The organism is Comamonas jiangduensis, assembly GCF_030162955.1.
GTDB lineage: Bacteria > Pseudomonadota > Gammaproteobacteria > Burkholderiales > Burkholderiaceae_C > Comamonas > Comamonas jiangduensis.
The window spans coordinates 68,899-92,602 of record NZ_JARXOV010000008.1 but is presented as its reverse complement, the minus strand read 5'-3'; the positions used below and the strand labels follow the sequence as shown (position 1 = coordinate 92,602).

The window sequence follows — 23,704 nt, the reverse complement described above, 5'->3', positions numbered from 1 at the left end:
GCTGCGGCAACTGTCACCACGGTGTAGGGATTTGCCCTTGGCGAGCCGGTGCCGCAGGCATAAAGTGGTGGTTATGAGCACACGCACTTCCACACCCGCTACACCTTTAGTTTTGCATTACACCGTGCGTGTGTGCCCGCTCGGGCAGGTTTTGGTGGCGGCTACGTCCAAAGGGATTGCAGCGGTGTTGCTGGGCGACGATAAAACCCAGTTGATTAGTGACTTGCAGCAGCGCTATCCGCAGGCGCAGCTGGACACCGGCGGCCCTGTGCTGCAGCGCTGGAGCGATACCGTCCTGGAAATTTTGGCGCACCCCAGCTTGCAGCATGTGGTGCCGCTGGATGTGCTGGGCGGCACGGAATTTCAGCGCAAAGTGTGGAAGGCCTTGCGCGGCATTCCGGCGGGGCAAACCCGCAGCTATACCGAGCTGGCCCAGGCCATAGGCCAGCCGCAGGCCGTGCGTGCCGTGGCCGGTGCCTGCGCGGCCAACCCGCTGGCGGTACTGGTGCCCTGCCACCGCGTGCTGCGCAGCGATGGCGGCTGGGGTGGCTACCGCTGGGGCATTGCGCGCAAGCAACAGCTGTTGCAGCAAGAAGGCGCGATTGCTTGAGAGCCATTCTTAAAAAAGATAGCTGCTAGCGCTTGTATTTATTGGATTTCAGTATTCAATGCATCGGAAGTGCTTGATGTGCAAGCGCTGCAAGCTATGCAATAAGAAATTGCCGCATCTGCCTTGGTACGTCTTGGCATGGCCTGATCGCCATCGAAATCGCGATCGCAATCTCAACCGCACCTCGAAGACGGGCTGGGTGGTGTGAATTTCCCTCAGGCGCGCTGCACGCTTTCAGGCATCCAGCATGCCCGGCAGCTGGGGCTGGGTTTGCAGTTCACTGGTGCGCTGCAGCAAGGCGGGCACGTGCTGGCGCTGGCAGCTTTGAATGTGCTGCAGCAGGCGGTGTGCTGGCTGCGGAATGTGCCAGCGGGTTTGCAGATCTTGCTGCATGCGCAGCAGCAGGTGGGCCGTCATTTGCGCATCGGCCAAGGCACGGTGGGCCTTGTCGGCGGGTGGTAAATCCAAAAAGCGCACGATGCGCCCCAGCGCATGGCTGGGCGCTTGCGGGTACAGGCGGCGCGACAGCAGCACCGTGCAGGCAAAGGGCTGAGGGGCTGCGCACCCGGCGCGCTGCAGCTCATCCACCCAGAACTTGCTGTCAAACGAAGCGTTGTGCGCCACCATGGGCATGGTGCCCACAAAGGCGGCGGCCTCGCGCATCACTGCCTCCGCGGGTGGCGCGGCCTGCAGCATGGCCGTGTTGATGCCGGTGAGCTGGGTGATGTTCCACGGTATGGGCTGCCCGGCATTCATCAGGCTGTGGTAGTGATCAACCATGCGCCCGCTTTCCACCACCACAATGCCCACCTCGGCCGCACGCGCGCCGTGGGCGGGGCTCATGCCGGTGGTTTCAAAGTCGATGATGGCAATCCGTTCGGTCATGTCGGCAAATTTCTCTGTTTTCTTTGTTTTGATAGCTGCCAGCGCTTGCCAGATAAGCGCTAAAGGCAGATTTCTTATCAGACAGCAAGAGGCCGCAGGATGGCACGTACGGGCGAAGCCTCCGCCTCCATCAGCTTCAGCGGCAGGGCAATCAGCTCGTAGTCGCCCTCGGGTACGGCGTCCAGCACCAAGTTTTCCAGAATGCGCAGGCCGCGTGCGCGCACCAGCATGTGGCTGTCCAGCGCAGTGCTGCCCGCCGGGTCCATGCTGGCGGTGTCAATACCAATCAACTGCACGCCCAAGTCGGCAAGGCGGGCGATGGCATCCGTTGTCATACCGCTGAGGTGCGCGTCCCACTGCTGCGGTGCCTGTGCATAGGTGCGCACCAGCACGCGCGGCGGCAAGTCGGGGGTGATGGCGTGCTGCAAATGCTGCCACGCAATCAGCGGGCCGCAGCCAATGGCATGAATCACCCTGCAGGGGCCGATGTAGGGCAGCAAATCCACGGCTCCCATGCTGGGGCCGCTGGCGTCGTAGTGCAGCGGTGCATCGGCATGCGTGCCCAGGTGGGGCGAGAGGCTGATGGCGCTGACGTTGACCGGGCAGTCCGCGCTAATCCGCGCGATCCAGCGCTGCTGGTAGGGTGCATCGCCGGGGTAGGCGGGGCTGGCGCTGTGCACGGGGGCGGAGATGTCCCAAATCTGTGGCGTGGCGGTCATGGCAAATGCAGGGCAATAAAAAAAGCCTGTGGCTCGCGCACGAGTCACAGGCTGGCAAGTATGCGTGCTGCGCTTATTTTTTGCGGCGCAGCAGGTAAATCGCGCTCAGCAGCACCAGCCACGGCAGGCCAAAGGCCAGCGTCAGGCGAAATTGCGGGGTGAATGCGGTGGTGATCAGTACTGCTGCCATCAGGATGGCCCCCAGCAGGGTCAGCCATGGAAACCCCCACATGCGAAAGGCGCTGACCACGCCCTCCCGGTCGCGGCGGCGGCGGAACGCCAGGTGGGTGACAAACACCATGAACCAGGCAAACATGGCGCCAAACATGGCAATCGACATCATCCAGATAAAGGATTGATCGGGCCAGAAAGCATTGATAAACATTGCCACGCCTGCGCCCAGGCTGGAGATCAAAATGGCGGCCACTGGCACGCCACGCTGGTTGGCCTGGCCAAACACGGCGGGCGCCTGGCGGGCACGGCCCAGGCTGAACATCATGCGCGAGGTGGCGTACAGCTGGCTGTTCATGGCCGACAGGGCGGCCACCAGCACGACAAAATTCAGCACGCCGGCGGCGTAGGGGATGTTGATGATTTCCATCACACGCACAAAGGGGCTGGTTTGCGTGGCGGCTTCTGTCCACGGCACGATGGCCAGCATGAGCGCCAGGGTGAGCAGATAAAACAGCACCAGGCGCAGCACCGTGGTTTTCATGGCGCTTTGCACGGCTTTTTGCGGGTGCTGGGCTTCGCCCGCTGCAACGGCAATCGCTTCCACGCCCAGATAGCTGAACATGGCCACAATCACGCCCAGCCACATGCCGGAGATGCCTTTGGCCCAAAAGCCACCGCCCACGGCGTAGTTTTGCAGGCCAATGCCGGGGATGTGCGCGCCAAACACCACATAGGCGCCAATCAGCACAAAGGCCACAATGGCGGCCACCTTGATGGCCGAGAACGCATACTCCGCCACGCCATACACCTTGACGCTACGCAGGTTGATGCCTATGAGCACCGCAGAGAACACGGCCACCCAGATCCATTGCGGCACGGCGGGGAACCAGTAGGCCATGTAGATGCCCACGGCCGTCACCTCCATGCCCACGGCCAGCACCAGCGCCGCCCAGTAGGCGTAGCGCACCACAAAACCGGCCAGCGGGCCAAGGTAGTACTCGGCATAGGCGCCGAAGGAGCCGGAGGTGGGGTGCGCCACCGTCATCTCGCCCAAAGCGCCGATCAGCAACAGGGCAATGAAAGCGCCGATGGTGTAACTGACCAGCACGGCAGGGCCGGCAAAGCCAATGGCAAAGGCGCTGCCCATGAACAGCCCGGTGCCGACGGCGCCGCCAATGGCAATCATCACCATTTGGGCACTGGTCAGGTGCTGCTTCAGACCAGTTTCGCGTTGTTGTATGTCTTGGAAATCGCCCATTGCGCCCAGGGTCCTATCGAATCGAGAAACCTCTGAGTATCGTTGGCGGCGCGCTTTTTTGCAGCCACAGGGGGATGCCGGGGTTCACAGGTCGTTGGGGGTGTCCGACAAGGTGGCTTGCAGGCACACCACTGCCACCAGCAGCCCGCACACAATGAAGGCGCTGGAAATCACCATGAGCAAAGTCGACATGACAGCCTCCTTGTCCTGAAGTGGCGCTTGGCTACAGTATGCAGACGCCATCGCAAGGAGCCTGCACGCCAGCGGCTTGAAGCGGTGCAGGCGCGCAGATTACAAGGTCTTACAGTGACGCCAGCTGCTGCTTGGCATAGCAGCCCGGCGTGGCGGCATGGTGGGCCTTGAAGGCGCGCTGCAGGTGCGACTGGTCGGCAAAACCCATGGCCAGTGCGGTATCTGCCAGCGCGGCGCCTTGGGCCAGCAGACAGCGAGCACCAGTGAGGCGGATGTTGAGGCGGTAAATGCCGGGGGTAACTCCAGTGGCGGTTTTGAAGTGGCGGATAAACCGTGACGTGCTCATCCCCTGCTGGATGCCGTGTGCTTTGCCCTGGTCAGTCGCTAGGCCAGCCATAGCAAATAGGCCGTGCACAGCCATTGGGCAGTCTGCGGCAACTGCGGCAGCTGCTGCAGCAGCGGTGCACTGGCCAAGCCCATGCAGGCGACGACGGCCCCATAACTCAGGCGGGCGCCCAGCACATACCCCAGCGCTGGCTGGCGTGCGCGTTGGCTGCCATGGCGCAGGGCCGGCACATTGACCGGGCCTGGGGTGATGGCGTCCACCAAGGCGAAATTGCCCATGGCAAGCAGCGTGGGCCACAAAGGGGAAAAGATGGTTTCATTCACGCAGCGCACTGTGCCCCGTGCTGCTGCGCTTGTATTGCACAAAATGGCAACGTGGCGGCCAGCAAGTCGGTCTTAGAGCAGCCCGCTTTCCAGCGCGGGCAGGCCGTGGCGCAGGCGCACGCGGTTGCAGGCGTCAGAGCCCGCTGCAAATTCGCGGCAGGGTGAGGGGCGCCATTCGTAAATGCCGCAGGCGGCGCGCTCTCCGACTGTGCCGGTCAAGGCAGCGCAGCGGGGGCGGGCGTAGTCGGTGCCGCGCATGCGGCAGGTGAAGTCATTGACCTCATCCACCAGACCACGGGGCACACGGCCACCGTGGTCTTCGGATTCATAGATCGAAAAATCGACGCGAAACGCTGCGCAGCAAGCGCCGCAGCTCAGGCAAGGGTGGGGGTGTGCCATGGTGGGGTGTTATGCAGCTTCTGCCCAGCGCTCGACCTCGGCGTCGGTCAGTGCGGGCAGGTCAAATTTGGCGCGGGTGTCGTGGCAGCCATAGGAGGCAAACGGGAAATCACGGCAGGGGCGCGAGCGTTGTTCGTAAATCGTGCAGCCAACGCAGTCGTTGCCCAGATCCCCCAGCGCGACGCAGCGCACGGGGTGCTGTGCGGTACCGTTCATGCGGGCGCGGTTGCCTTTGCCGGGCACCTCGTGGGCCAGCTCATCGGGCACGGTGCCGCCCATGGATTGCAGCTCGTAAATCGAGAATTCAACGCGGTAATTGGTGCAGCATACGCCGCACTTGAGGCAGGGGTGAATGGCTTCAGTCATGGGGAAGCGAGCGCTTTTTTCAGCGGTTGGATCAATAGGCAAAAAATCCCAAACGGGCGCCGCCACACACACCGCTAGGCCGGGGGAGGGTGATCTGGCCAAGAACAAGCAAGACACAGACCGACCCACGGCAAGCGCAAAAGCGTGCAGTGCAGCGTAAAAAAAGAAAGAGAACCTAGGTGTGACCGAGCAGGTAGCGCGGTGTTTTCAGCAGATGGCTGCAGGCAATGGCGTGCAGCGCGCTGCGGCGGCGGGCCATGCGGCGCAAATCCAGCGTGCGCGTGCCGCTGGCAGAGCAAGAGAAGGGGGCTTGCGTGCGCAGCGTGGTGACGGTGCTGCGCGGCTTAAATAAAAAAAGAGCTGCTAGCGCTGATCCTGCTTGGCTTTGCAATCTAAAGATGTGCGAAAGCTTGAGCAGGCGCGCGTAAGCAGCTCCTGTTTTTGTGAGAGGCGTGCCAAAGCAAGGTAGAGCGCGCATCACAAATGGCCGTATCGTTAGGCGTAATTAGTCGCCCTGCTTGCCCAGCAGCAGGTACTCCATGAGCGCCTTTTGCACGTGCATGCGGTTTTCCGCTTCATCCCAGACCACGGATTGTGGGCCGTCAATGACTTCGGCGGTCACCTCCTCGCCGCGGTGCGCGGGCAGGCAGTGCATGAAAACGGCCTCAGGCTTGGCGGCCTGCATCATCTCTTGGTCGACGCACCAGTCGGCAAACGCTTTCATGCGCACGGCGTTTTCGGCTTCGTAGCCCATGCTGGTCCACACGTCGGTGGTGACCAGATCGGCGCCCTTGCAGGCTTCCAGCGGGTCTTTGAAAACTTTGTAGCAGCCGGGGCGTGGTGGCTTGCCGTTGAAGGCGAGCTTTTCGTCCACTTCGTAGCCGCCGGGGGTGCTGACGTGGACAGTAAAGCCCAGCAAGTCCGCAGCCTGCAGCCAGGTGTTGGCCATGTTGTTGCCGTCACCCACCCACGCCACGACCTTGCCCTGGATGGAGCCCCGGTGCTCGATGAAGGTGAAGATGTCGGCCAGGATCTGGCAGGGGTGGAACTCGTTGGTCAGACCGTTGATGACCGGCACGCGCGAGTGTTCGGCAAAGCGCTCGATCTTGTCTTGGCCGAAGGTGCGAATCATCACCAAATCGGTCATGCGGCTGATGACGCGGGCGCTGTCTTCAATCGGCTCGGAGCGGCCCAGTTGGCTGTCGCCCGTGGTCAGGTGCACCACGGAGCCACCCAACTGGTACATGCCCGCCTCAAAGCTCACGCGCGTGCGGGTGCTGGCCTTTTCAAAGATCATGGCCAGCGTGCGGTCGCTCAGCGTGTGGTGCTTTTCGTAGCCCTTGAACTTCTTTTTGATCAAGGCCGCACGGGTCAGCAGGTAGTCGTACTCGTCGGCGGTGAAATCGCTAAATTGCAAATAGTGCTTCATGCAGTATTCCTTGGAGTGTCAGGCGGCCAGCAGGGCTTGAACCAAAGGCTTGAGGCGGGTGACGATTTCGTCGGCCTCGGCCTGGGTCAAAATCAGCGGAGGAACCAGGCGGATCACGGTGTCGGAAGTGACGCTCAGCAGCAGGCCAGCCTCAGCGGCTTGGCCAATCAGTTGGCCGCAGGGCTTTGCAAGTTCTACACCAATCATCAGGCCTTGGCCACGCACTTCGACAAAACCATCGATGCTGCCCAACTCGGCTATCAGCTTGGCTTTCAGGTGGTCGCCCACTTGCGTGGCGTGGGCCAGCAGGCCATCTTCTTCCATGATGCGAATGGTTTCTACGCCCGCACGCATGGCCAGCGGGTTGCCGCCGAAAGTGGAGCCGTGGTTGCCAGCTTGCAGCACGTTGGCCGCAGCGTTGTGCGCCACGACTGCGCCCACTGGCACGCCAGAGCCCAGGCCCTTGGCCAGGGTCATCACATCGGGCGTAATGCCTGCCCACTGGTGGGCAAACCACTTGCCGGTGCGACCCATGCCGGCTTGCACTTCGTCCATGATGAGCAGCCAGCCATTGGCATCGCACAGGGCGCGCACTTGCTTGAGGTAATCCGCACGCATGGGGTGCAGGCCACCTTCGCCCTGGATGGGCTCCATCATCACGGCGACGATGTTGGGGTTGCCCTCGGTGGCTTCCACCAGCGCCTGGTAGTCGTTGGGGGCAACGCGGGTGAAGCCTTCCAGCAAGGCGCCAAAACCGTTGCGTACCTTGGGGTTGGCCGTGGCCGACATGGTGGCGATGGAGCGGCCGTGGAAGGCGTGGTCATACACCACGATTTCAGGCTTTTCAATACCTTTGTCCACGCCGTACTTGCGCGCAATCTTGATGGCGGCTTCGTTGGCTTCCAGACCGGTGCTGCAAAAGAACACATTGGTCATGCCTGCGCGCTCTGTCAGCAGCTTGGCCAGCTCTTCTTGGCCGGGTACGTGGTAGTAGTTGGAGGTGTGGATCAGCTGGGTCAGTTGCTCTTGCAGGGCGGGCACCAGCTTGGGATGGTTGTGGCCCAGCGTGTTGACGGCAATGCCGCCCAAGGCGTCCAGGTACTCCTTGCCGTTCACATCCCACACGCGGCAGCCCTGGCCTCGTCGCAGCGCAATCGGTACGCGGCCGTAGGTGGGCATTACGTGGGGCGAGGTAGCCTCAATGTGAGCGGTCATGAATCAATCTCCGGACATAACAGTCATGGCACAACTTTTGCAGCTTTTGCAAAAGACAAGAGAATGATTTTAGGGCCCTCTAAGCGCTGCGGCATGCTCACTTCCATATTTGGAATAAAGCTATGCATGGATTGCAATCCCGAGTGCCCTGCCTGTGTCTTATATAAGAGTTAGAATTGATGAGTCGGTGCACATGGCGGCGATCCCGCAGCGCACCCCGTATTACCGGATTGATCCTGATGGTTTCCCCAAGCTCCAAAGAAATATTCATCCAAGGTGTCACCTTGGAGGGAAAAACTTTTCGCCCCAGTGACTGGGCCGAACGTTTGGCGGGTGTGATGAGTCAGTTTCGTCCCGGTGGCGCCCAGCGTGGCAGCCATTTGGGCTATTCGCCCTGGTGCGTTCCCACCACCATGAATGGCTTTAAATGCATTGTGGTGCACCGTGATTTGCAAGCCCATGAGCCGATGGCATGGGACTTCGTGCTGAACTTTGCTCGCGACAATAATTTGCAGGTGGTCGAGGCTTGCCTGATTCCTGACGCTGAAAAATAACGCTGCTGTGGGCGCAAAGCGCCTTGATTGTGTGTGAACAAGCCGCCAGAGGGCGGTTTTTTCATGCCTGCGCGTTGTACATGCAGGCGAAACATTCATGGCCGCAGGGGCGTAACGTCATAAAAAAGGCACAAAAAAACCGCCGTGAGGCGGTTCTTTTGTTTCGCTAGCAGCGCACCCGAAGCAAACGGCGAAGGGCCAGGCCCTTCGTGCGATGCCTAAATGTGGATTAGGCGGCCAGTGCCAAGGTCTTGACCTTGGAAGACAGACGGCTCTTATCGCGAGCGGCCTTGTTCTTGTGGAAGATGCCCTTGTCAGCAACGGAGTCCAGCACGGACTGCGCCTTGGCAAACAGTTCGGTAGCCTTCACCTTGTCGCCGGCCAGAACAGCCTTCTCGACATTCTTTACAGCGGTACGGTACTTGGAACGCAGCGATGTGTTTGCAGCGTTCAGCTTAACGTTTTGGCGAGCGCGCTTGCGGCCGGAGGCCAGGCGGGGGTTCTTTTTGGCTTTAGTTGCCATGATGTATTTCCTTTGTTGTCTGGGGATGATGCCAGCGAAGCCCGCAATTATAGCAACGCTTGCGCACATGTGCAGGATGCGGTAGCCAACCGGTCGATGCACCATGGTGGTGTGTTTGCATTGTGTTGGTGCAACGTTGCACCAACAAAGCGCTTTGGTGTGACGGTGGTGGGTGTTGCAGGTCTTGGGGCGCTGCGGGGCTTTTGCGAAATTTTGTGTATCTGCTGGTGGCCGCAGCACCTGGGCAGGGTGGCGCGTGGCTACACTGCGCGGGTGTCACTTCTTAAATCTGCCTCTACCGTTTCGTTGCTGACTCTGGCCTCTCGGGTCACGGGTTTGGTGCGTGATTTGATCATGGCGTCCATGTTTGGCGCGAATGCGCTCACGGATGCGTTCAACGTTGCTTTCCGTATTCCCAACCTGTTTCGGCGCTTGTTTGCCGAGGGGGCGTTCAGTCAGGCTTTTGTGCCCGTGCTGGCCACCACCAAAACGCAAGAAGGCGAGGAGCGCACGCGGGCGCTGATTGGCAATGTGGCCACGGTGCTGTTTTGGGTGCTGCTTTTGACCTGTGTGGTGGGCGTGGCGGGCGCGCCGGTGCTGGTGTGGTTGCTGGCCAGTGGGTTGAACGGTGGTCATGCGCACGAAGCGGCAGTGTGGATGACGCGCTGGATGTTTCCCTACATCGGCTTTATGTCGATGGTGGCGCTGTGCGCTGGGGTGCTCAATACCTGGCGCAAGTTTGCGGTTCCGGCGGCCACGCCGGTGTTGCTCAATATCTGCATGATTGCAGCTGCCTTGCTGCTGGCGCCGTGGCTGGAGCGCCAAGGTGTGGAGCCGATTTACGCCATGGCTGCGGGGGTGATGCTGGGCGGGGTGCTGCAGTTGGGTGTGCAACTGCCTGCGCTGAAGAAGCTGGGGCTGTTGCCGCGCATTGGCATGTCGCCTGCAGCCGTGCAAGCAGCCTGGAATGACGGGGGGGTGCGCCGCATTCTGTCGTTGATGGCGCCCGCTTTGCTGGGTGTGGGGGTGGCGCAGGTCAGCTTGATGATCAATACGCAGATCGCTTCTTACCTCACGCCGGGCAGCGTGACCTGGCTGTTTTATGCCGACCGGTTGATGGAGTTTCCCACGGCGCTGCTGGGCGTAGCGCTGGGCGTGGTGCTGACGCCGCAGCTGGCATCGGCCAAGGCCGCAGGCGATGCACAGCGCTACTCCAACATGCTGGACTGGGGGCTGCGTCTGGTGGTGCTGCTGGCCGTGCCATGTGCAGTGGGTTTGCTGGCATTTGCAGAGCCCTTGGTGGCCACCTTGTTTCACCGTGGCGCGCTGCACAGCCAGGATGTTTCCAACATCGCCTTGGCGCTGATTGGATATGGCGCCGGTTTGGTAGGGCTGGTGGCGATCAAGGTGCTGGCACCGGGCTACTTTGCCAGCCAGGATATGAAAACGCCGGTCAAGATTGCGGTGGCGGTGCTGGTGTTGACGCAAATTTTGAATGTGGTGCTGGTGCCCTCGATGGCGCATGCCGGGCTGGCACTGTCGATTGGCTTGGCGGCGTTGGTCAATGCCACGTGGCTGCTGATTGGTTTGCTGCGCCGTGGTGCCTACCAGCCTGCGGCGGGTTGGCTCAAGTACGCTGTGCAGGTGGCGGCAGCCTCTGCTTTGCTGGCGGCCTTTTTAATTTGGGGTGCCCAGCAATGGGACTGGAAGGCGTTGCAAGCCCATGAGTGGCAGCGTGCTGGTCTGATGGCGGTGATGCTGGCCGGCTCTGCCGTGATTTATTTTGGCGCTTTGCGGGCGTCTGGGGTCAAATTGCGCAGCTTGCTGCGCCGTTGAAAGGCTGCTGTGCCGTGCTCGCTTTGCACACAGTGAAATCGCGGTAGAGTGCCCTCCATGCAGCTGAACTTTGAAGCCCCCTCTGCGCTAGATCACTTCGCTTGCCTGGTTGGGCATGACGTAGCCTTTCCAGTGCTGGAAGCCGCAACCAGCTTGGCGTTGGATGCCGCCCCCGATCTGGACGTGCAAGGTGTGCTGCTGCAGGTGGATGACTGGGTGGAGCGCTTGCGCAAGTCCATCCCGGTGGGGGCTACGGCGCTGCAGCGCACATTCATGCTCAACGCGTTTTTCTACGAAAAACTGGGCTTTGCCGCCAATGCAAACGATTTTGCCAACCCCGCCAACAGCTATGTGCACCACGTGCTGCAAACACGCCGTGGCATTCCAATTACTTTGGCGGTGCTGTGGATGGAGTTGGCCCAGGGCATTGGGCTGAAGGTCGATGGCATTTCTTTTCCGGGGCACTTTCTCGTCAAGGTGCATGTGGACGAGGGCATCATCATCCAAGACCCATTGAGCGGGCTGGGGCTGACGCAAGCCATGCTGTCAGAGCGGCTGGAGCCTTTTCGTGAAGGCTGGGGGCTGGCCGAAGAGGAGATGGCGCCGCTGCATTTGTTCTTGATGCCAGCCAGTGGCCGCGAAATCATTGAGCGCATGTTGCGTAATTTGAAGAGCGTGTGCGTGGAAGAAGAGCACTTGGACTTGCTGCTGGGCGTGCTGCATCGCTTGATTGTTTTGCGCCCGCTGGATGCAGACTGCTACCGTGATCGTGGCTTGGTGCTGGCACAGCTGGGGCAGCGCGACGCGGCATTGAAAGATTTGCAAAACTATGTGCGCATGGCGCCTGCACCCCAGGATTTGCCGGTGATTGAGGCGCGTATTGAGTTGCTGCGCGCAGAAATTTAAGCCGTAAGCCACTGCCATCGGAGAATAAAAAATAGAGCGCCTAGCGCTCTATTTTTCTTGGTTTCGCAGTGTTTTGATGTGCAAGTGCTTGATTGTCTAGCGCTGCTAGCTATGTTTTTTGCAATCCTTGGTGGGCTACACCATCTTTGCGGTTTCCAGCTCTTTTTTCAGGTAGGCGTAAAACAGCGGTGCAGCCACCAAGCCAGCGGGGCCAAACACCGATTCGGCGATGAACATCACCGTCAACAGCTCCCACACGGCCATGTGGGTGCGTTGACCCACTACCTTGGCGTTGATGACGTATTCAGCCTTGTGAATCAAAATCAAAAAGCCCAAGCACACTGCGGCAGCGGTGGGAGAGACCGACAGGCCAACAATGGTCAGCACCACATTGCAAAACAGGTTGCCCACAATCGGAATCAGCCCTGCAACAAATGTCAGCATGATCAGGGCCGGGGTATAGGGCAGCGCCATGTCAAACAGCGGCAGAACCAGCAGCAAAAAGCCTGCGGTCAAGCTGGTGTTAAACAGGGCAATCCAGAACTGGGCGGCCACGATTTGGCGGAATGCCTCGCCCATCAGCATCACGCGGTGTTGCAGGGCTTGGGTCAGGGGCGCACGCGGCACAATCCGTGGGCGCACCGCCGCCAGCGCGCCAATCAGCAGGCCCACGTAGGCATGCAGCAAACCACCGAGCCACGCTTTGCCCGCCATGGCCAGAGCGCCTGCTTTGGTCGCCAGATTGGTGGCGATGGCTTGCTGAATCTCCGCTGCGCCTTGGGGCAGGAGATTGCCCAGCTCGGGCGGCAGTTTTTGCTGCAACTCCAGCACCGTGTGCGCCAAATAGTTCAGCAGCTCTTTGTATTGGTGGGGGATATCGGTCAGATAGCCGCGCGAGTGGGTCAGTGCCAGGGCAATCCAGAGCAGCGGCGCAATCACCACCAAGGTAGCAGCCGTTACCTGGGCCCAGCGGTCCGGAGCGGGGCCGGGCGGACGCCGGTCAATCCGCGCCAGTAATGCTGCGATGGCACGGGTTAACAAAAAGCCCAGACATGCGCACAGCAGTCCGGGCAAAAGTTTTTGCCACATGACCAGCAGCAAGGTGCCAGCCATGAGCAGATAACTGGCGATCATCACACCGCGCGATGGCGCTGTGGGGGAGTGACTAACAATCGGAAGTTGGTTCGAGTTCCCCATGGATGATCGCTTTAGAAGAAAAACTATTTGACTTGGACTGCGGCGCCTTCGCTGCGTTCCGTAATGTTACCGATCGTGTAGACGGTTTCACCCAGTTGACGCAAAGTTGCTGCAGTGGCCTGTGCTTCTTCAGCCGCGACCACGATCACCATGCCAATACCGTTGTTGAAGGTGCGGTTCATTTCCACATCATCAATACCCGCGGTCTTTTGCAGCCAGGCAAACAGCTCGGTCTGGGGCCAGCTGCCCGCCTTCAGGTCAGCGCCAGTGCCCTCGGGTAGCACGCGGGGAATGTTCTCCAGCAAACCGCCGCCGGTGATGTGCGCCAGCGCCTTGATGGGGTGCTGGGCCAAAGCAGCCAGCACGTTCTTGACGTACAGGCGGGTGGGTTCCATCACCGCGTTTTTGAAGGGCTTGCCGTCCAGTGTCTCAGGGATGGTGCCATTGGCCTCAGCGCGCTCGATGCACTTGCGCACCAGCGAGAAACCGTTGGAGTGCACGCCGGCCGAGGCCAAGCCCAGTACCACGTCACCGGGTTTGACGTTCTGGCCCGTCAAAATTTTGGACTTCTCCACGGCGCCGACGGCAAAGCCTGCCAGGTCGTACTCACCGTCGGGGTACATGCCTGGCATTTCTGCGGTTTCACCGCCGATCAGGGCGCAGCCAGACAGCTCGCAACCCTTGGCAATGCCGCCCACCACGGCAGCGGCGGTGTCCACGTCCAGCTTGCCGCAGGCAAAGTAGTCCAGGAAGAACAGGGGTTCGGCCCCTTGCACCAGCACGTCGTTGACGCTCATGGCCACCAGGTCGATGCCCACGGTGTCGTGCATGTTCCACTCGAAAGCCAGGCGCAGCTTGGTGCCCACACCGTCGGTGCCAGACACCAAGACGGGTTCTTTGTAGCGCTTGGGCACTTCAAACAGTGCACCAAAGCCGCCAATACCGGCCATGACGCCTTCGCGCATGGTTTTTTTGGCCAAGGGCTTGATGCGCTCGACCAAGGCGTCGCCCGCGTCGATGTCAACGCCAGCGTCTTTGTAGGAGATGGGGGTGGAGGAGGCAGAAGTGCTCATGAGATGGATCTGTGCAGTGAGGCCCGCGCGGGCGAGGGGAATCCTGCGATTCTAAGTCGAGACATTAGGGTATGTCCTTCATGCCGCTTCACCGAGGCATGGCATCGCAGAATGTGAGCGTCCCCCCAAGGCGACTTTGCTAGGGTGTTTAGCGTCTCTAGGGTATGCAGCGTATGTGGCGCATGCAGTGCAGGGATACGGGCGTAGTCTGTGAGATCGGTGGAAGCAGACTAAAATGTACAAATTGTTGTAGCAATTGCTGCTGCTCTCTTGCACGTCCCCCGGTCACCACACTGGGCGGGGAGTTCTCGTTCTTTTCCTCTTCATGCCTACGGTTTTGCCCTTGATTGCATTTTTGGTGCACACGCACTTGCTTGATCGCAGGCAGGGCGTATTGACTGCATGCCTCCTATGAAGCAACTGGCGCTGGATATTGGCTTGCCTACTGGGCCGTCCCTGTCGCGCTTTTATGCAGGCCGTAACACGCCGGTGGTCAGCCACCTCCAGAACTGGGTCAACAATGGTTTCGGTGCAGCGACACGTTCGCCAGTGCCTACTTACTTGTGGGGTGCTTCTGGCTCTGGCAAAACCCATTTGCTCAAAGCGGTGCGTGAAATGCTGCGTGAGCAGGGGGTGCAAGTGGGGTGGATGGATGCATCAACCGGCTTTCCGCCTGAGTTTGATGAACGCTGGTCGGCGGTGGTGATGGATGATGTCCACCAGTACACGCCCATGCAGCAAGCCCGTGCCTTCAACTGGTTTGTGAACGCGATCAACCCTCCCAGTGGCTCGCCGTGCTGGATTTTGTCCGCCGGAGATGCGCCGCCCGCCGCGATGGAGGTGCGTGATGATTTACGCAGCCGCTTGGGTTGGGGGCATGTGTTTCAGCTGCATGTGCCCAATGAGGAGGAGCGCCGAGAGGTGCTCAAAACCGAAGCAGCGGCGCGCGGGGTGACGCTCAGCGCGGACGTGGTGGACTACATGCTCAAGCGTTTCTCGCGCGACTTGGCCAGCCTGATGCAGTTGCTGGACATGCTGGACGAGTTTGCGCTTCGCAACAAGCGCGCCATCACCATCCCATTGCTCAAAACCATGCTGGAGACGGAGTGAGCGGGGGGATGAACACCCACCTCTTAGCTACCGTTTTCGCTTTTTACTGGATTGAAACACGCATGTCACTTGCTGCTCAGCGTCCGCGCCTGGCCCTGTTTGACCTTGACCATACGCTGATCCCGATGGATTCAGACCATGGCTGGGGAGAGTTTGCGATTGCGATGGGCTGGTGCGACCGCACCGAGTTTGGCCGTCGCAATGACGAGTTCTTTGCCCATTACCAAGCCGGAACGCTGAACGTGCAAGATTACGTGCGCTTTGCCACGGAAGCCATCGTGCAGCGCGGCGAACAAGCCGCCGTTGCTGCGCATGAGCGCTTTATGCAAACGGTGATTCACCCTGCCATCAAGCCCCAGGCTGTGGCGCTGGTGCAAAGCCACTTGCGTGCAGGCGATGTGGTGGTGATCACATCGGCCACCAATGAGTTTGTCACGCGGCCGATTGCTGCTGCGTTTGGTGTGGAGCATTTGCTCTCTACGGAACTGGAGCGCGGAGCGGACGGCTGGTTCACGGGGGAAGTGAAGGGTCTGCCCAATATGCGCGAAGGCAAGGTCACGCGCATGGATGCTTGGCTGGCGGCGCGTGGGCTGTCCTGGGATACGGTGGAATCCACTTTCTACAGCGACTCCATGAACGACGTGCCTTTGCTGGAGCGTGTCAATCACCCTGTGGCTACCAACCCCGAGCCCCGACTACGCGCATTGGCGCAAGAGCGCGGCTGGCGTGTGCTGGATCTGTTTACTGAAAACACATGATTAAAACCATCATTGATAAATTGCTGGGCAAAGAGCCCGCCACCCGTTCGCGCAAGCCGCGTTTTGGCAAGCGTGAAGAGGTGCCGGCCAGTGTGCACGGCATTGATCCGCAGTTGGTGGATCCGCGCGCCGTGGACGTGGTGCGCACGCTCAAGGATGCAGGCTTTGAGGCCTACATTGTGGGCGGCGCGGTGCGCGACTTGCTGCTGGGGCTGCGCCCCAAAGACTTCGATGTGGCCACCAATGCTACGCCTGAGCAAGTCAAAAACCTGTTTCGCCGTGCCTTCATCATTGGCAAGCGTTTTCGCATCGTGCACGTGGTGTACGGGCGTGGGCGTGAGCATGAGGTGATTGAAGTCTCCACCTTCCGCGCCTTCCTGGACAACAGCCTGGCCGAACAAGTCAGCGGCAATGAGCGCACCAGCAAGCTGGCGCTGGCGCATATGAAGCATGCCGTGGATGCCAGCGGCCGCGTGCTGCGTGACAACGTCTGGGGCCCGCAAGACCAGGACGCGACGCGCCGTGACTTCACCGTGAATGCCATGTACTACGACCCGGAAAGCGAAGTCGTGGTGGATTTCCACAAAGGAATCCAAGATGCGCAAAAGCGGGTGTTGCGCATGATTGGCGACGCGGCTACGCGCTACCGCGAAGACCCGGTGCGCATCATTCGTGCCGTGCGTTTTGTGGCCAAGCTCAGCCCGCTGGGTTTCAAACTGGAGTCCAAGACGGCCAAACCCTTGGTGGAGTCGGAGCACTTGCTCAAAGAAGTGCCCCAAAGCCGGTTGTTTGACGAAATGCTCAAGCTGCTGCAAACCGGCCATGCGCTGGCATCGATTGAGCAGCTCAAAAAGCTGGGCCTGGCCAAGGGCATTTATCCGTTGCTGGACGTGGTGGTCGAGCGTGCAGACCACCCCTTCGTGCAAGCGGTGCTGGCCGATACCGATCGCCGCGTGGGCGAAGGCAAGCCCGTAGCGCCCAGCTTTATGCTGGCTTGCGTGCTGTGGCAAGACGTGAAGACGGGCTGGGATCAGCGCCTGAAAAAGGGTTTTCACGCCTTTCCTGCGCTGAGCGAAGCGATTGACGAAGTGTTTGACCAGCGCATTGGTGATGTCTCGGGCCGCGGCAAGCTGGCTGCGGACATGCGTGAAATCTGGGTCATGCAGCCGCGCTTTGACAAGCGCACCGGCTCATCCCCGTTTGGCATGGTGCTGCAAGCGCGCTTTCGTGCAGGCTTTGACTTTTTGCGCCTGCGCGCTGATGTGGGCGAGGTGGACGAGGCACTGGCGCAGTGGTGGCAAGACTTCCAGGCGTCGGACGATGCACACCGCGAAGACTTGGTGGCCCAGGCCCGTGAAGAGCAGCGCCAAAAGCAAAAGGCGGCCCAACCGCGCAAGACGGTGCGCCAAGCCGAGTCGGAAGATGCCCCACAGGATGCCATCGGCCATGAAGGCGCTCAGGCGCTGGGTGATGCACCGGCGAAGAAAAAGCGCCGCCGCCGTCGCAAGCCCGCAGGCAGTGGCGCGGCCGCCGCAGCCGGCGCGGCCGAAGCCGAGTGATGACTGGCGTGCGTGTGTATGTAGGCCTGGGTGCCAATTTGGGTGACCGTGGGGAGGCGCTGCTGCAAGCACTCCGTGCGATGGCGGCCCTGCCACAGACCCAGTTGCTGGCCGTGTCATCGCTCTACAGCAGCGCGCCCGTGGATGCGACAGGGCCAGACTATTTGAACGCCGTGGCTGCGCTGCAGACGCAGCAAAGCCCCGAGGCTTTTTTGCAGGCGCTGCAAACTGTGGAGCTGGCCGCAGGCCGTGAGCGCCCTTACCGCAATGCGCCGCGTACACTGGATTTGGATATTTTGCTGTGGGGCAATGCGCAACTGGACACCCCGGCGCTGACCGTGCCGCACCTGCGCATGTATGAGCGCGCTTTTGTACTGCTGCCTTTGGCGCAACTGGATGCCAGTTTGGTGCGTGCAGACCAATTGGCGGCGGTGGCAGACCAGCGGATTGCCGTGGCACAAGATGCGGATTGGGCGGCCAGCGCGTTGCAGGCTTAGTTCACCCAGCCTGGGCTGTGGGGCACCGTTGCCCTAAGAAAAAAGCGCACTTCGGATCGAGCGTGCGCTTTTTTATAGCTAGAAATATTAAAAAAAGAGCTGCTGGCGCTTTTGGATATTGGATTTCAATATGTTTTGATATTGAAATCAAAGACTGTATTGCGCAGGCAGCTCTTATTTTTATCAGGCAATCTCTGCGATCAGTTCAATTTCCACGCACGCACCCATGGGGATTTGGGCCACGCCAAATGCGCTGCGGGCGTGGGTGCCTTTGTCGCCAAAAACCTCGGCGATCAGCTCGGAGCAGCCATTGGTCACCAGGTGTTGCTCGGTGAAGCTCGGGGTGGAGTTGACTAAGCTCATCACCTTGATGATGCGTTGCACACGGTTCAGATCACCGCCGCAGGCCACTTGCAAGGTGCCCAGCAAATCAATCGCCACGGCGCGCGCGGCTTGCTTGCCTTCTTCGGTGGAAATGTTGGCGCCCAGTTGGCCAGCCCAGACTTGCCCCTCTTTTTTGGCAATGTGGCCGCTCAAGAACACCAAATTGCCCGTTTGTACAAACGGCACATAGGCGGCAGCAGGTACAGCGGCGGCGGGCAGTTGGATGTTCAGGGCTTGCAGTTGGTCATAAACGCTCATGGGGTTTTCCTTTCGTCTTGTTGGAGCGGGGCGTAACTGGGTGACTGGCTTTGCATACCCAGCCTACACGCCGCATGCTTGCCAGTATGCCAATACATTGCAGCGCTTTGCCCCAGCGACCAGTCACCGGCGTATATGCCATGGTGGGTCTGGTGGCTGGCAGTGCCTTGCAACTGCAGCAAAGTGCACTGTTTTCGTCCGGGGCGTATGTTGCCATCGCGGGTGCAGCGGTGGCGCTGGCCATGGTGCTGGGGTGGTGGATCAAGCCTGCACGCAGTCATCCGTGGTGTGTGCTGGCCTTGGCCATGGTGTTGGCTTGGGGTTGTACGGGATGGCGGGCAGCCGCTTTTCAGCAAACGGCCATGCCCGCTGCCTGGGAGGGACGTGATGTTCGCGTCGAGGGTGTGATTGTCGACATGCCGCAGACCACAGCGCGCGGGGTGCGCATGCGTTTTGAGATTGAGCAAGCATGGGCACAAGGCATGCCCATTCGGTTGCCCGAGGGAGTGATGCTGACCTGGTATGGAGAGCCGCCGGCCGAAGGCTTGCAGGCTGGCCAGCGCTGGGCATGGACGGTGCGTCTCGAAGCACCGCATGGGGAACGCAATCCGCACAGCATGGATTGGGAGTTGTGGCTGTGGAGCCAAGGGGTGCAAGCCACCGGTTATGTGCGCCAGCACCGCAGTGGTGGCGGCAGCGGCAGCGACAAGGGCGAGGTGGCGCCGCCGCAATGGCTGGCGCAAACAGCACGGGCACCGGTGGCGCAGTTGCGCGGCCGCTTGCTGCAAGCGATGCAACCGCCAGAGGGGGCATCAGCGCGTGAGCAGGCATCGTGGGGCGTGGTACAGGCCTTGGTGACAGGGGCGCAGTCCCGCATCACGCGTGCAGATTGGCAATTGTTCAGAGATACGGGCGTTGCCCACTTGGTCAGCATCAGTGGTCTGCACATCACAATGTTTGCGTGGCTGGCTGTGGCGCTGGTCAATGCAGGATGGCGGCGCAGTGCGCGCTGTTGCTTGTGGCTGCCAGCACCGCTGGCAGCGGCATGGGCTGGCTGGTGCTTGGCCACGGTGTACGCCGTGTTCAGCGGTTGGGGCATTCCGGCCCAACGCACGATTGGCATGCTGCTGGTGGTGGTGCTTTTGCGCACCCAAGGGCGCACATGGCCTTGGCCTGTGGTGTGGTTGACGGTGCTGACCGTGGTGGTGCTGCTGGATCCGTGGAGCTTGTTGCAAGCCGGGTTCTGGTTGAGTTTTGTAGCAGTGGGGGTGTTGTTTGCCGCGCAGCCCCCGGACCGCAATCGGCACGAGAAAAAATACCGCCATGCCGGGTTGCGGCTGCTGAGAGAGCAGGCAGTGCTAGGGCTGGCCCTGGCACCGCTGACGCTGCTGCTGTTTGGCCAAATCTCGGTGGTGGGCCTGCTGGTGAACTTGTGGGCCATTCCCTGGGTGACGTTGGTGGTCACGCCGCTGTCCATGCTGGGGGCGCTATGGCCGCCTTTGTGGCAACTGGCGGTATCCGGGGTGACGGCCATGATCTGGCTGCTGGAGGTCATGGCAGCATGGCCGGTGGCTGTGCTGTACTTTGCGCAGCCTGCGTGGTGGGCAGCGGTGGCAGGCGTGCTGGGGTGCTTGTGGCTGGCGATGCCTTGGGGTTGGCGCTGGCGTTTGCTGGGGCTGCCGCTGGTTATGCCGATGCTCTGGTGGCAGCCTGCAACCCCAGCGTGGGGGCAGTTTGATCTGTTGGCGCTGGATGTGGGGCAAGGCAGTGCGGTGCTGGTGCGCACACAGCACCACAGTCTGTTGTTTGATGCAGGGCCCCGCTGGTCGGAGCATGTCGATGCAGGAGAGCGTACGGTGGTGCCGGTGTTGCGGGCGCTGGGCGTGGATCTTTCGGCGCACATGATCAGCCATGCCGACAGCGACCATGCAGGAGGTGCGCCTTCGGTGCAGCAGGCCTTCCCCCAGTCGCAAGGCTTGGGTGCCGGTGGCGTACCTTGCCAGGCAGGCCAGTCATGGCGCTGGGATGGCGTGCATTTCCAGGTGCTCCACCCCTTGCCCATAGGCCCTGGGGGGCGTGCGGTTCATACCGCCAGTAATGCCAGCAGCTGCGTGCTGCAGGTAGAAAGCCTGGCAGGACAGCGGGCATTGTTGAGCGGCGATATTGAAGCGCGGCAGGAGCGGGCGCTTATTCGTGCTGGTGCAGATGTGCGTGCCCAGGTGCTGCTGGTGCCGCACCACGGTAGCACCACATCTTCCAGCGCCGCATGGATTGAGGCGGTACAACCTGTGATAGCGATTGCCCAAGCCGGCTATCGCAACCGGTTTGGGCACCCGGCACCTGCCGTGGTGGAGCGTTACCAGCGCGCCGGTGTTGACTGGGTCGCAACGCCGACATGTGGGGCCGCGTGGTGGCGCTCCACGCAGCCCGATCAGGTGCAGTGTGAACGCGCGCATCGGCGCAGGTATTGGTCGACCCTGTCCCCTTGAGAGCTAGCCCGGTTGCTACACTCCATGCCACTTTGGACGCTGCAGTGGCGGGCTGTGGCGGACGGGCAAGTTCATGCAGGCCTGATTCTTGCTGCAGAAGCAGCAATCCATATGTGGGAGGCGCGCGAAGATGCAAAAGTTTGATGAAATGTACGCCATGCTGCCTTTCGATGGCAGCGATGTGCGGCCCCATTACAAGGCCTATGCCCAGTGGCTGGCACGCCAAGCGCCAGCCACGATGCAGGCACGCCAGGCCGAGGCAGAAATGATTTTTCGCCGGGTGGGCATTACGTTTGCTGTCTATGGTGACAAGGACGAAAGCGGCGCAGGAACGGAGCGGCTGATTCCGTTTGACTTGATTCCCCGCATCATTCCTGCTGGTGAGTGGCAGCGCATGCAGCAAGGGCTGGTGCAGCGTGTGACCGCGCTCAACCGCTTTATCGGTGACATCTACAACGGACAGGAAATTCTGCGGGCAGGCATTGTTCCGCGTGAACTGATTGACGGGAACAGCCAGTTCCGCCCTGAGATGTGCGGGCTGCAGGTGCCCGGCCATATTTACGCGCATATTGCTGGCATTGACATCGTGCGGGCCCCCAATGCGCAGGGCGAGGGTGAGTATTACGTGCTGGAAGACAATCTGCGCGTGCCTTCTGGTGTGTCTTACATGCTGGAAAACCGCAAGATGATGATGCGCTTGTTTCCTGACTTGTTCAGCGCGCACGCGGTCGAGCCGGTGGCGCATTACCCCGATATGTTGCTCGATACCTTGCGTGCCAGCGCACCGCCCAGTGCTGCAGCGGCCACCGCGACCGTCGTGGTGCTGACCCCCGGCATGTACAACAGCGCTTACTTTGAACACGCCTTTTTGGCCCAGCAAATGGGGGTGGAGCTGGTTGAAGGCCAGGACTTGGTGGTACGCAATCAGGTGGTGTACATGCGCACCACCCGTGGCTTGCAGCGGGTCGATGTGATTTACCGCCGGGTGGACGATGATTTCTTGGACCCGGATGTTTTTCGCCCTAGCTCAACGCTGGGGTGTGCGGGCTTGATGGAGGCTTACCGCGCAGGCAATGTGACGATTTGCAATGCGGTGGGAACGGGGATTGCGGACGATAAGTCGGTCTACCCCTACGTGCCGGACATGATCCGCTTTTACCTGGGTGAAACGCCCATTCTCAACAACGTGCCCACCTGGCTGTGCCGCAAGCCCGACGACCTGCGCTATGTGCTGGAGCATTTGCAGGAGTTGGTGGTCAAGGAAGTGCATGGCGCTGGTGGCTATGGCATGTTGATTGGCCCTGCAGCGACGACGGCAGAACTTGAAGACTTCCGCAACGCATTGCGGGCGAACCCTGCGGGCTATATCGCCCAGCCGACGCTGAGCCTGTCGAGTTGCCCGACGATGGTGCAAGCGGGCATTGCACCGCGTCACATTGACTTGCGCCCTTTTGTGCTGAGTAGCAGCGAAGGCGTGCACATGGTGGCGGGTGGTCTGACCCGTGTGGCTTTGAAAGAGGGATCGCTGGTGGTCAATTCTTCTCAAGGTGGCGGAACCAAAGACACCTGGGTGCTGGGTGAGCCTGGCCAAGATGCGTTGCTGGCGGCGCAAGCACAGCCGTATGGCATGGCTCGGGGGGTATGAAATGCTAAGCCGCACTGCTGACCATTTGTTCTGGATGTCGCGCTATACCGAGCGGGCAGAAAACACTGCCCGCATGTTGAGTGTGAGCTATGACACCTCCATGCTGCCCATGCGCGCTGAAGATGCCACGCGGGTGTGGCAAGGGGTGCTGTCGATCAGTGAGTTGATTCCGGCGTTCCAGTCCCGCTACGGCGAAGTCACGCGCGACAACGTGCTGTTTTTCATGGTGGCCGATGAGCGCAACCCCGCATCCATCGTCGCGTGCTTGCGTGCAGCGCGTGAAAACGCACGCGCGGTGCGCGGTGCATTGACGACGGAAATCTGGGAAACGCAAAACCAAACATGGCTGGCGCTGCGCGCACAGCTGTCCGGAGGCGCCTTGGGCAAAGACCCCGGTCAGCTGTTTGAATGGGTCAAGTACCGCTCGCACCTTGCACGGGGGGTGGCGTTGGGCACCATGCTGCAAGACGAAGCCTTTAACTTCGTGCGCATGGGTACTTTTTTAGAGCGCGCAGACAACACGGCGCGACTGCTGGATGTGCGTTTTCATGCCGTTGAGCGTGACTATCACGGGGTGGATTTCAGCCGCAAAGCAGGGCAGCAACTGGATTTTTACCACTGGAGCGCGTTGCTGCGCAGCGTGTCAGCGTTCGAGGTGTACCGCAAGGTTTACCGTGACGTGATCACGCCTGCGCGTGTGGCAGACCTGCTGGTACTGCGCGCCGACATGCCACGCTCGCTGCACGCCTGCATGCGCGAGGTGGTGGACAACCTCAAGGCCGTGGCCCACGAGGGCTCGCAGGAAAGCCAGCGCAAGGCGGGGCGCCTGCTGGCCGATCTGCAGTACGGCCGCATTGATGAAATTCTGGACACCGGCTTGCACGCCTACCTGACGCAGTTCCTGGATCGCGTGAACCTGCTGGGTGAATCCATCACCCGGGATTTTCTGGTGCCCGAGCTGTGAGTACACCACAGCGCAATAAACAACGGAGCCCGAAG

23 protein-coding genes and 1 pseudogene are annotated in these 23,704 nt (G+C 60.7%); 11 read left to right on the top strand and 13 right to left on the bottom strand.

The genetic code is table 11. The annotated features are described in order from the left end of the window. Positions 1-73 precede the first annotated feature (73 nt). Positions 74-610, top strand: coding sequence for a methylated-DNA--[protein]-cysteine S-methyltransferase (locus QEP12_RS08505; RefSeq protein WP_174862784.1), 537 nt, complete (start codon positions 74-76; stop codon positions 608-610). Between the two features lie 234 nt (positions 611-844). Here QEP12_RS08505 and QEP12_RS08500 read toward each other — a convergent pair whose 3' ends face one another. From QEP12_RS08500 to QEP12_RS08460, 9 genes and pseudogenes are all read right to left on the bottom strand, one after another. Beyond that, positions 845-1,495 (bottom strand): 3'-5' exonuclease, encoded by a 651-nt coding sequence (locus QEP12_RS08500; RefSeq protein ID WP_284213973.1) that lies wholly within the window; start codon positions 1,493-1,495, stop codon positions 845-847. 77 nt (positions 1,496-1,572) lie between these two features. Further along, positions 1,573-2,214, bottom strand: coding sequence for an arylformamidase (gene kynB, locus QEP12_RS08495; RefSeq protein ID WP_284213972.1), 642 nt, complete (start codon positions 2,212-2,214; stop codon positions 1,573-1,575). A 73-nt stretch (positions 2,215-2,287) separates the two neighbouring features. Beyond that, entirely contained in the window at positions 2,288-3,646 is a 1,359-nt protein-coding gene (locus tag QEP12_RS08490) for an amino acid permease (protein ID WP_284213971.1), read from the bottom strand. A 301-nt stretch (positions 3,647-3,947) separates the two neighbouring features. Beyond that, positions 3,948-4,187: pseudogene (locus tag QEP12_RS08485) on the bottom strand (helix-turn-helix domain-containing protein); the annotation flags it as partial. A 35-nt stretch (positions 4,188-4,222) separates the two neighbouring features. Then, a complete protein-coding gene (locus QEP12_RS08480; protein WP_246254067.1) occupies positions 4,223-4,507 on the bottom strand; it encodes a LysE family transporter in 285 nt (94 codons plus the stop codon). A 72-nt stretch (positions 4,508-4,579) separates the two neighbouring features. Next, positions 4,580-4,906 (bottom strand): YkgJ family cysteine cluster protein, encoded by a 327-nt coding sequence (locus tag QEP12_RS08475; protein ID WP_174862779.1) that lies wholly within the window; start codon positions 4,904-4,906, stop codon positions 4,580-4,582. A 9-nt stretch (positions 4,907-4,915) separates the two neighbouring features. Then, the gene (locus QEP12_RS08470; RefSeq protein WP_219162482.1) at positions 4,916-5,272 is read right to left on the bottom strand and encodes a YkgJ family cysteine cluster protein; all 357 of its coding nucleotides are present in this window, start codon (positions 5,270-5,272) and stop codon (positions 4,916-4,918) included. Positions 5,273-5,777: 505 nt separating this feature from the next. Further along, the gene (gene argF, locus QEP12_RS08465) at positions 5,778-6,701 is read right to left on the bottom strand and encodes an ornithine carbamoyltransferase (protein ID WP_284213970.1); all 924 of its coding nucleotides are present in this window, start codon (positions 6,699-6,701) and stop codon (positions 5,778-5,780) included. An 18-nt stretch (positions 6,702-6,719) separates the two neighbouring features. Further along, entirely contained in the window at positions 6,720-7,916 is a 1,197-nt protein-coding gene (locus tag QEP12_RS08460) for an aspartate aminotransferase family protein (RefSeq protein WP_284213969.1), read from the bottom strand. A gap of 239 nt (positions 7,917-8,155) precedes the next feature. On the opposite strand from QEP12_RS08460, the gene QEP12_RS08455 reads away from it, so the two are divergent. Next, positions 8,156-8,470 carry a DUF3579 domain-containing protein gene (locus tag QEP12_RS08455; RefSeq protein ID WP_219162478.1) on the top strand — a complete coding sequence of 105 codons (315 nt, stop codon included), beginning with the start codon at positions 8,156-8,158 and terminating at the stop codon, positions 8,468-8,470. Between the two features lie 229 nt (positions 8,471-8,699). Here the strand turns inward: QEP12_RS08455 and rpsT are convergent, their stop codons facing one another. After that, positions 8,700-8,993: a 30S ribosomal protein S20 gene (gene rpsT / locus QEP12_RS08450; RefSeq protein WP_174862777.1), complete on the bottom strand. Its 294-nt coding sequence runs from the start codon at positions 8,991-8,993 to the stop codon at positions 8,700-8,702. Between the two features lie 273 nt (positions 8,994-9,266). On the opposite strand from rpsT, the gene murJ reads away from it, so the two are divergent. After that, positions 9,267-10,829 (top strand): murein biosynthesis integral membrane protein MurJ, encoded by a 1,563-nt coding sequence (gene murJ / locus QEP12_RS08445; RefSeq protein WP_284213968.1) that lies wholly within the window; start codon positions 9,267-9,269, stop codon positions 10,827-10,829. Positions 10,830-10,886: 57 nt separating this feature from the next. Then, entirely contained in the window at positions 10,887-11,735 is an 849-nt protein-coding gene (locus QEP12_RS08440; protein ID WP_284213967.1) for a SirB1 family protein, read from the top strand. A gap of 135 nt (positions 11,736-11,870) precedes the next feature. On the opposite strand, the gene QEP12_RS08435 is transcribed toward QEP12_RS08440, so the two are convergent. After that, entirely contained in the window at positions 11,871-12,932 is a 1,062-nt protein-coding gene (locus tag QEP12_RS08435; protein WP_174862774.1) for an AI-2E family transporter, read from the bottom strand. Positions 12,933-12,955: 23 nt separating this feature from the next. Then, positions 12,956-14,005 carry a phosphoribosylformylglycinamidine cyclo-ligase gene (gene purM, locus QEP12_RS08430; RefSeq protein ID WP_284213966.1) on the bottom strand — a complete coding sequence of 350 codons (1,050 nt, stop codon included), beginning with the start codon at positions 14,003-14,005 and terminating at the stop codon, positions 12,956-12,958. 411 nt (positions 14,006-14,416) lie between these two features. Here purM and hda point away from each other — a divergent pair, with 411 nt between their 5' ends. The 4 genes from hda (at position 14,417) to folK (ending at position 17,929) form a co-directional block, all read left to right on the top strand. After that, positions 14,417-15,115 carry a DnaA regulatory inactivator Hda gene (gene hda / locus QEP12_RS08425; RefSeq protein ID WP_219162473.1) on the top strand — a complete coding sequence of 233 codons (699 nt, stop codon included), beginning with the start codon at positions 14,417-14,419 and terminating at the stop codon, positions 15,113-15,115. Between the two features lie 62 nt (positions 15,116-15,177). Continuing rightward, positions 15,178-15,873: an HAD family hydrolase gene (locus tag QEP12_RS08420; protein ID WP_174862532.1), complete on the top strand. Its 696-nt coding sequence runs from the start codon at positions 15,178-15,180 to the stop codon at positions 15,871-15,873. Further along, positions 15,870-17,432 (top strand): polynucleotide adenylyltransferase PcnB, encoded by a 1,563-nt coding sequence (gene pcnB / locus QEP12_RS08415; RefSeq protein WP_284213965.1) that lies wholly within the window; start codon positions 15,870-15,872, stop codon positions 17,430-17,432. The genes QEP12_RS08420 and pcnB overlap by 4 nt, the downstream gene beginning before the upstream one ends. After that, entirely contained in the window at positions 17,432-17,929 is a 498-nt protein-coding gene (folK, locus tag QEP12_RS08410) for a 2-amino-4-hydroxy-6-hydroxymethyldihydropteridine diphosphokinase (RefSeq protein ID WP_174862514.1), read from the top strand. The genes pcnB and folK overlap by 1 nt, the downstream gene beginning before the upstream one ends. Before the next feature lie 183 nt (positions 17,930-18,112). Here the strand turns inward: folK and QEP12_RS08405 are convergent, their stop codons facing one another. Then, positions 18,113-18,571 (bottom strand): RidA family protein, encoded by a 459-nt coding sequence (locus QEP12_RS08405; protein ID WP_219162472.1) that lies wholly within the window; start codon positions 18,569-18,571, stop codon positions 18,113-18,115. Between the two features lie 107 nt (positions 18,572-18,678). Here QEP12_RS08405 and QEP12_RS08400 point away from each other — a divergent pair, with 107 nt between their 5' ends. The 3 genes from QEP12_RS08400 (at position 18,679) to QEP12_RS08390 (ending at position 23,669) form a co-directional block, all read left to right on the top strand. Next, positions 18,679-21,060, top strand: coding sequence for a DNA internalization-related competence protein ComEC/Rec2 (locus QEP12_RS08400; RefSeq protein WP_348521122.1), 2,382 nt, complete (start codon positions 18,679-18,681; stop codon positions 21,058-21,060). 130 nt (positions 21,061-21,190) lie between these two features. After that, entirely contained in the window at positions 21,191-22,705 is a 1,515-nt protein-coding gene (locus QEP12_RS08395; protein ID WP_174862515.1) for a circularly permuted type 2 ATP-grasp protein, read from the top strand. 1 nt (position 22,706) lies between these two features. Then, positions 22,707-23,669, top strand: a complete 963-nt coding sequence (locus QEP12_RS08390) for an alpha-E domain-containing protein (RefSeq protein ID WP_174862516.1) — start codon at positions 22,707-22,709, stop codon at positions 23,667-23,669. Positions 23,670-23,704: the final 35 nt, after the last annotated feature.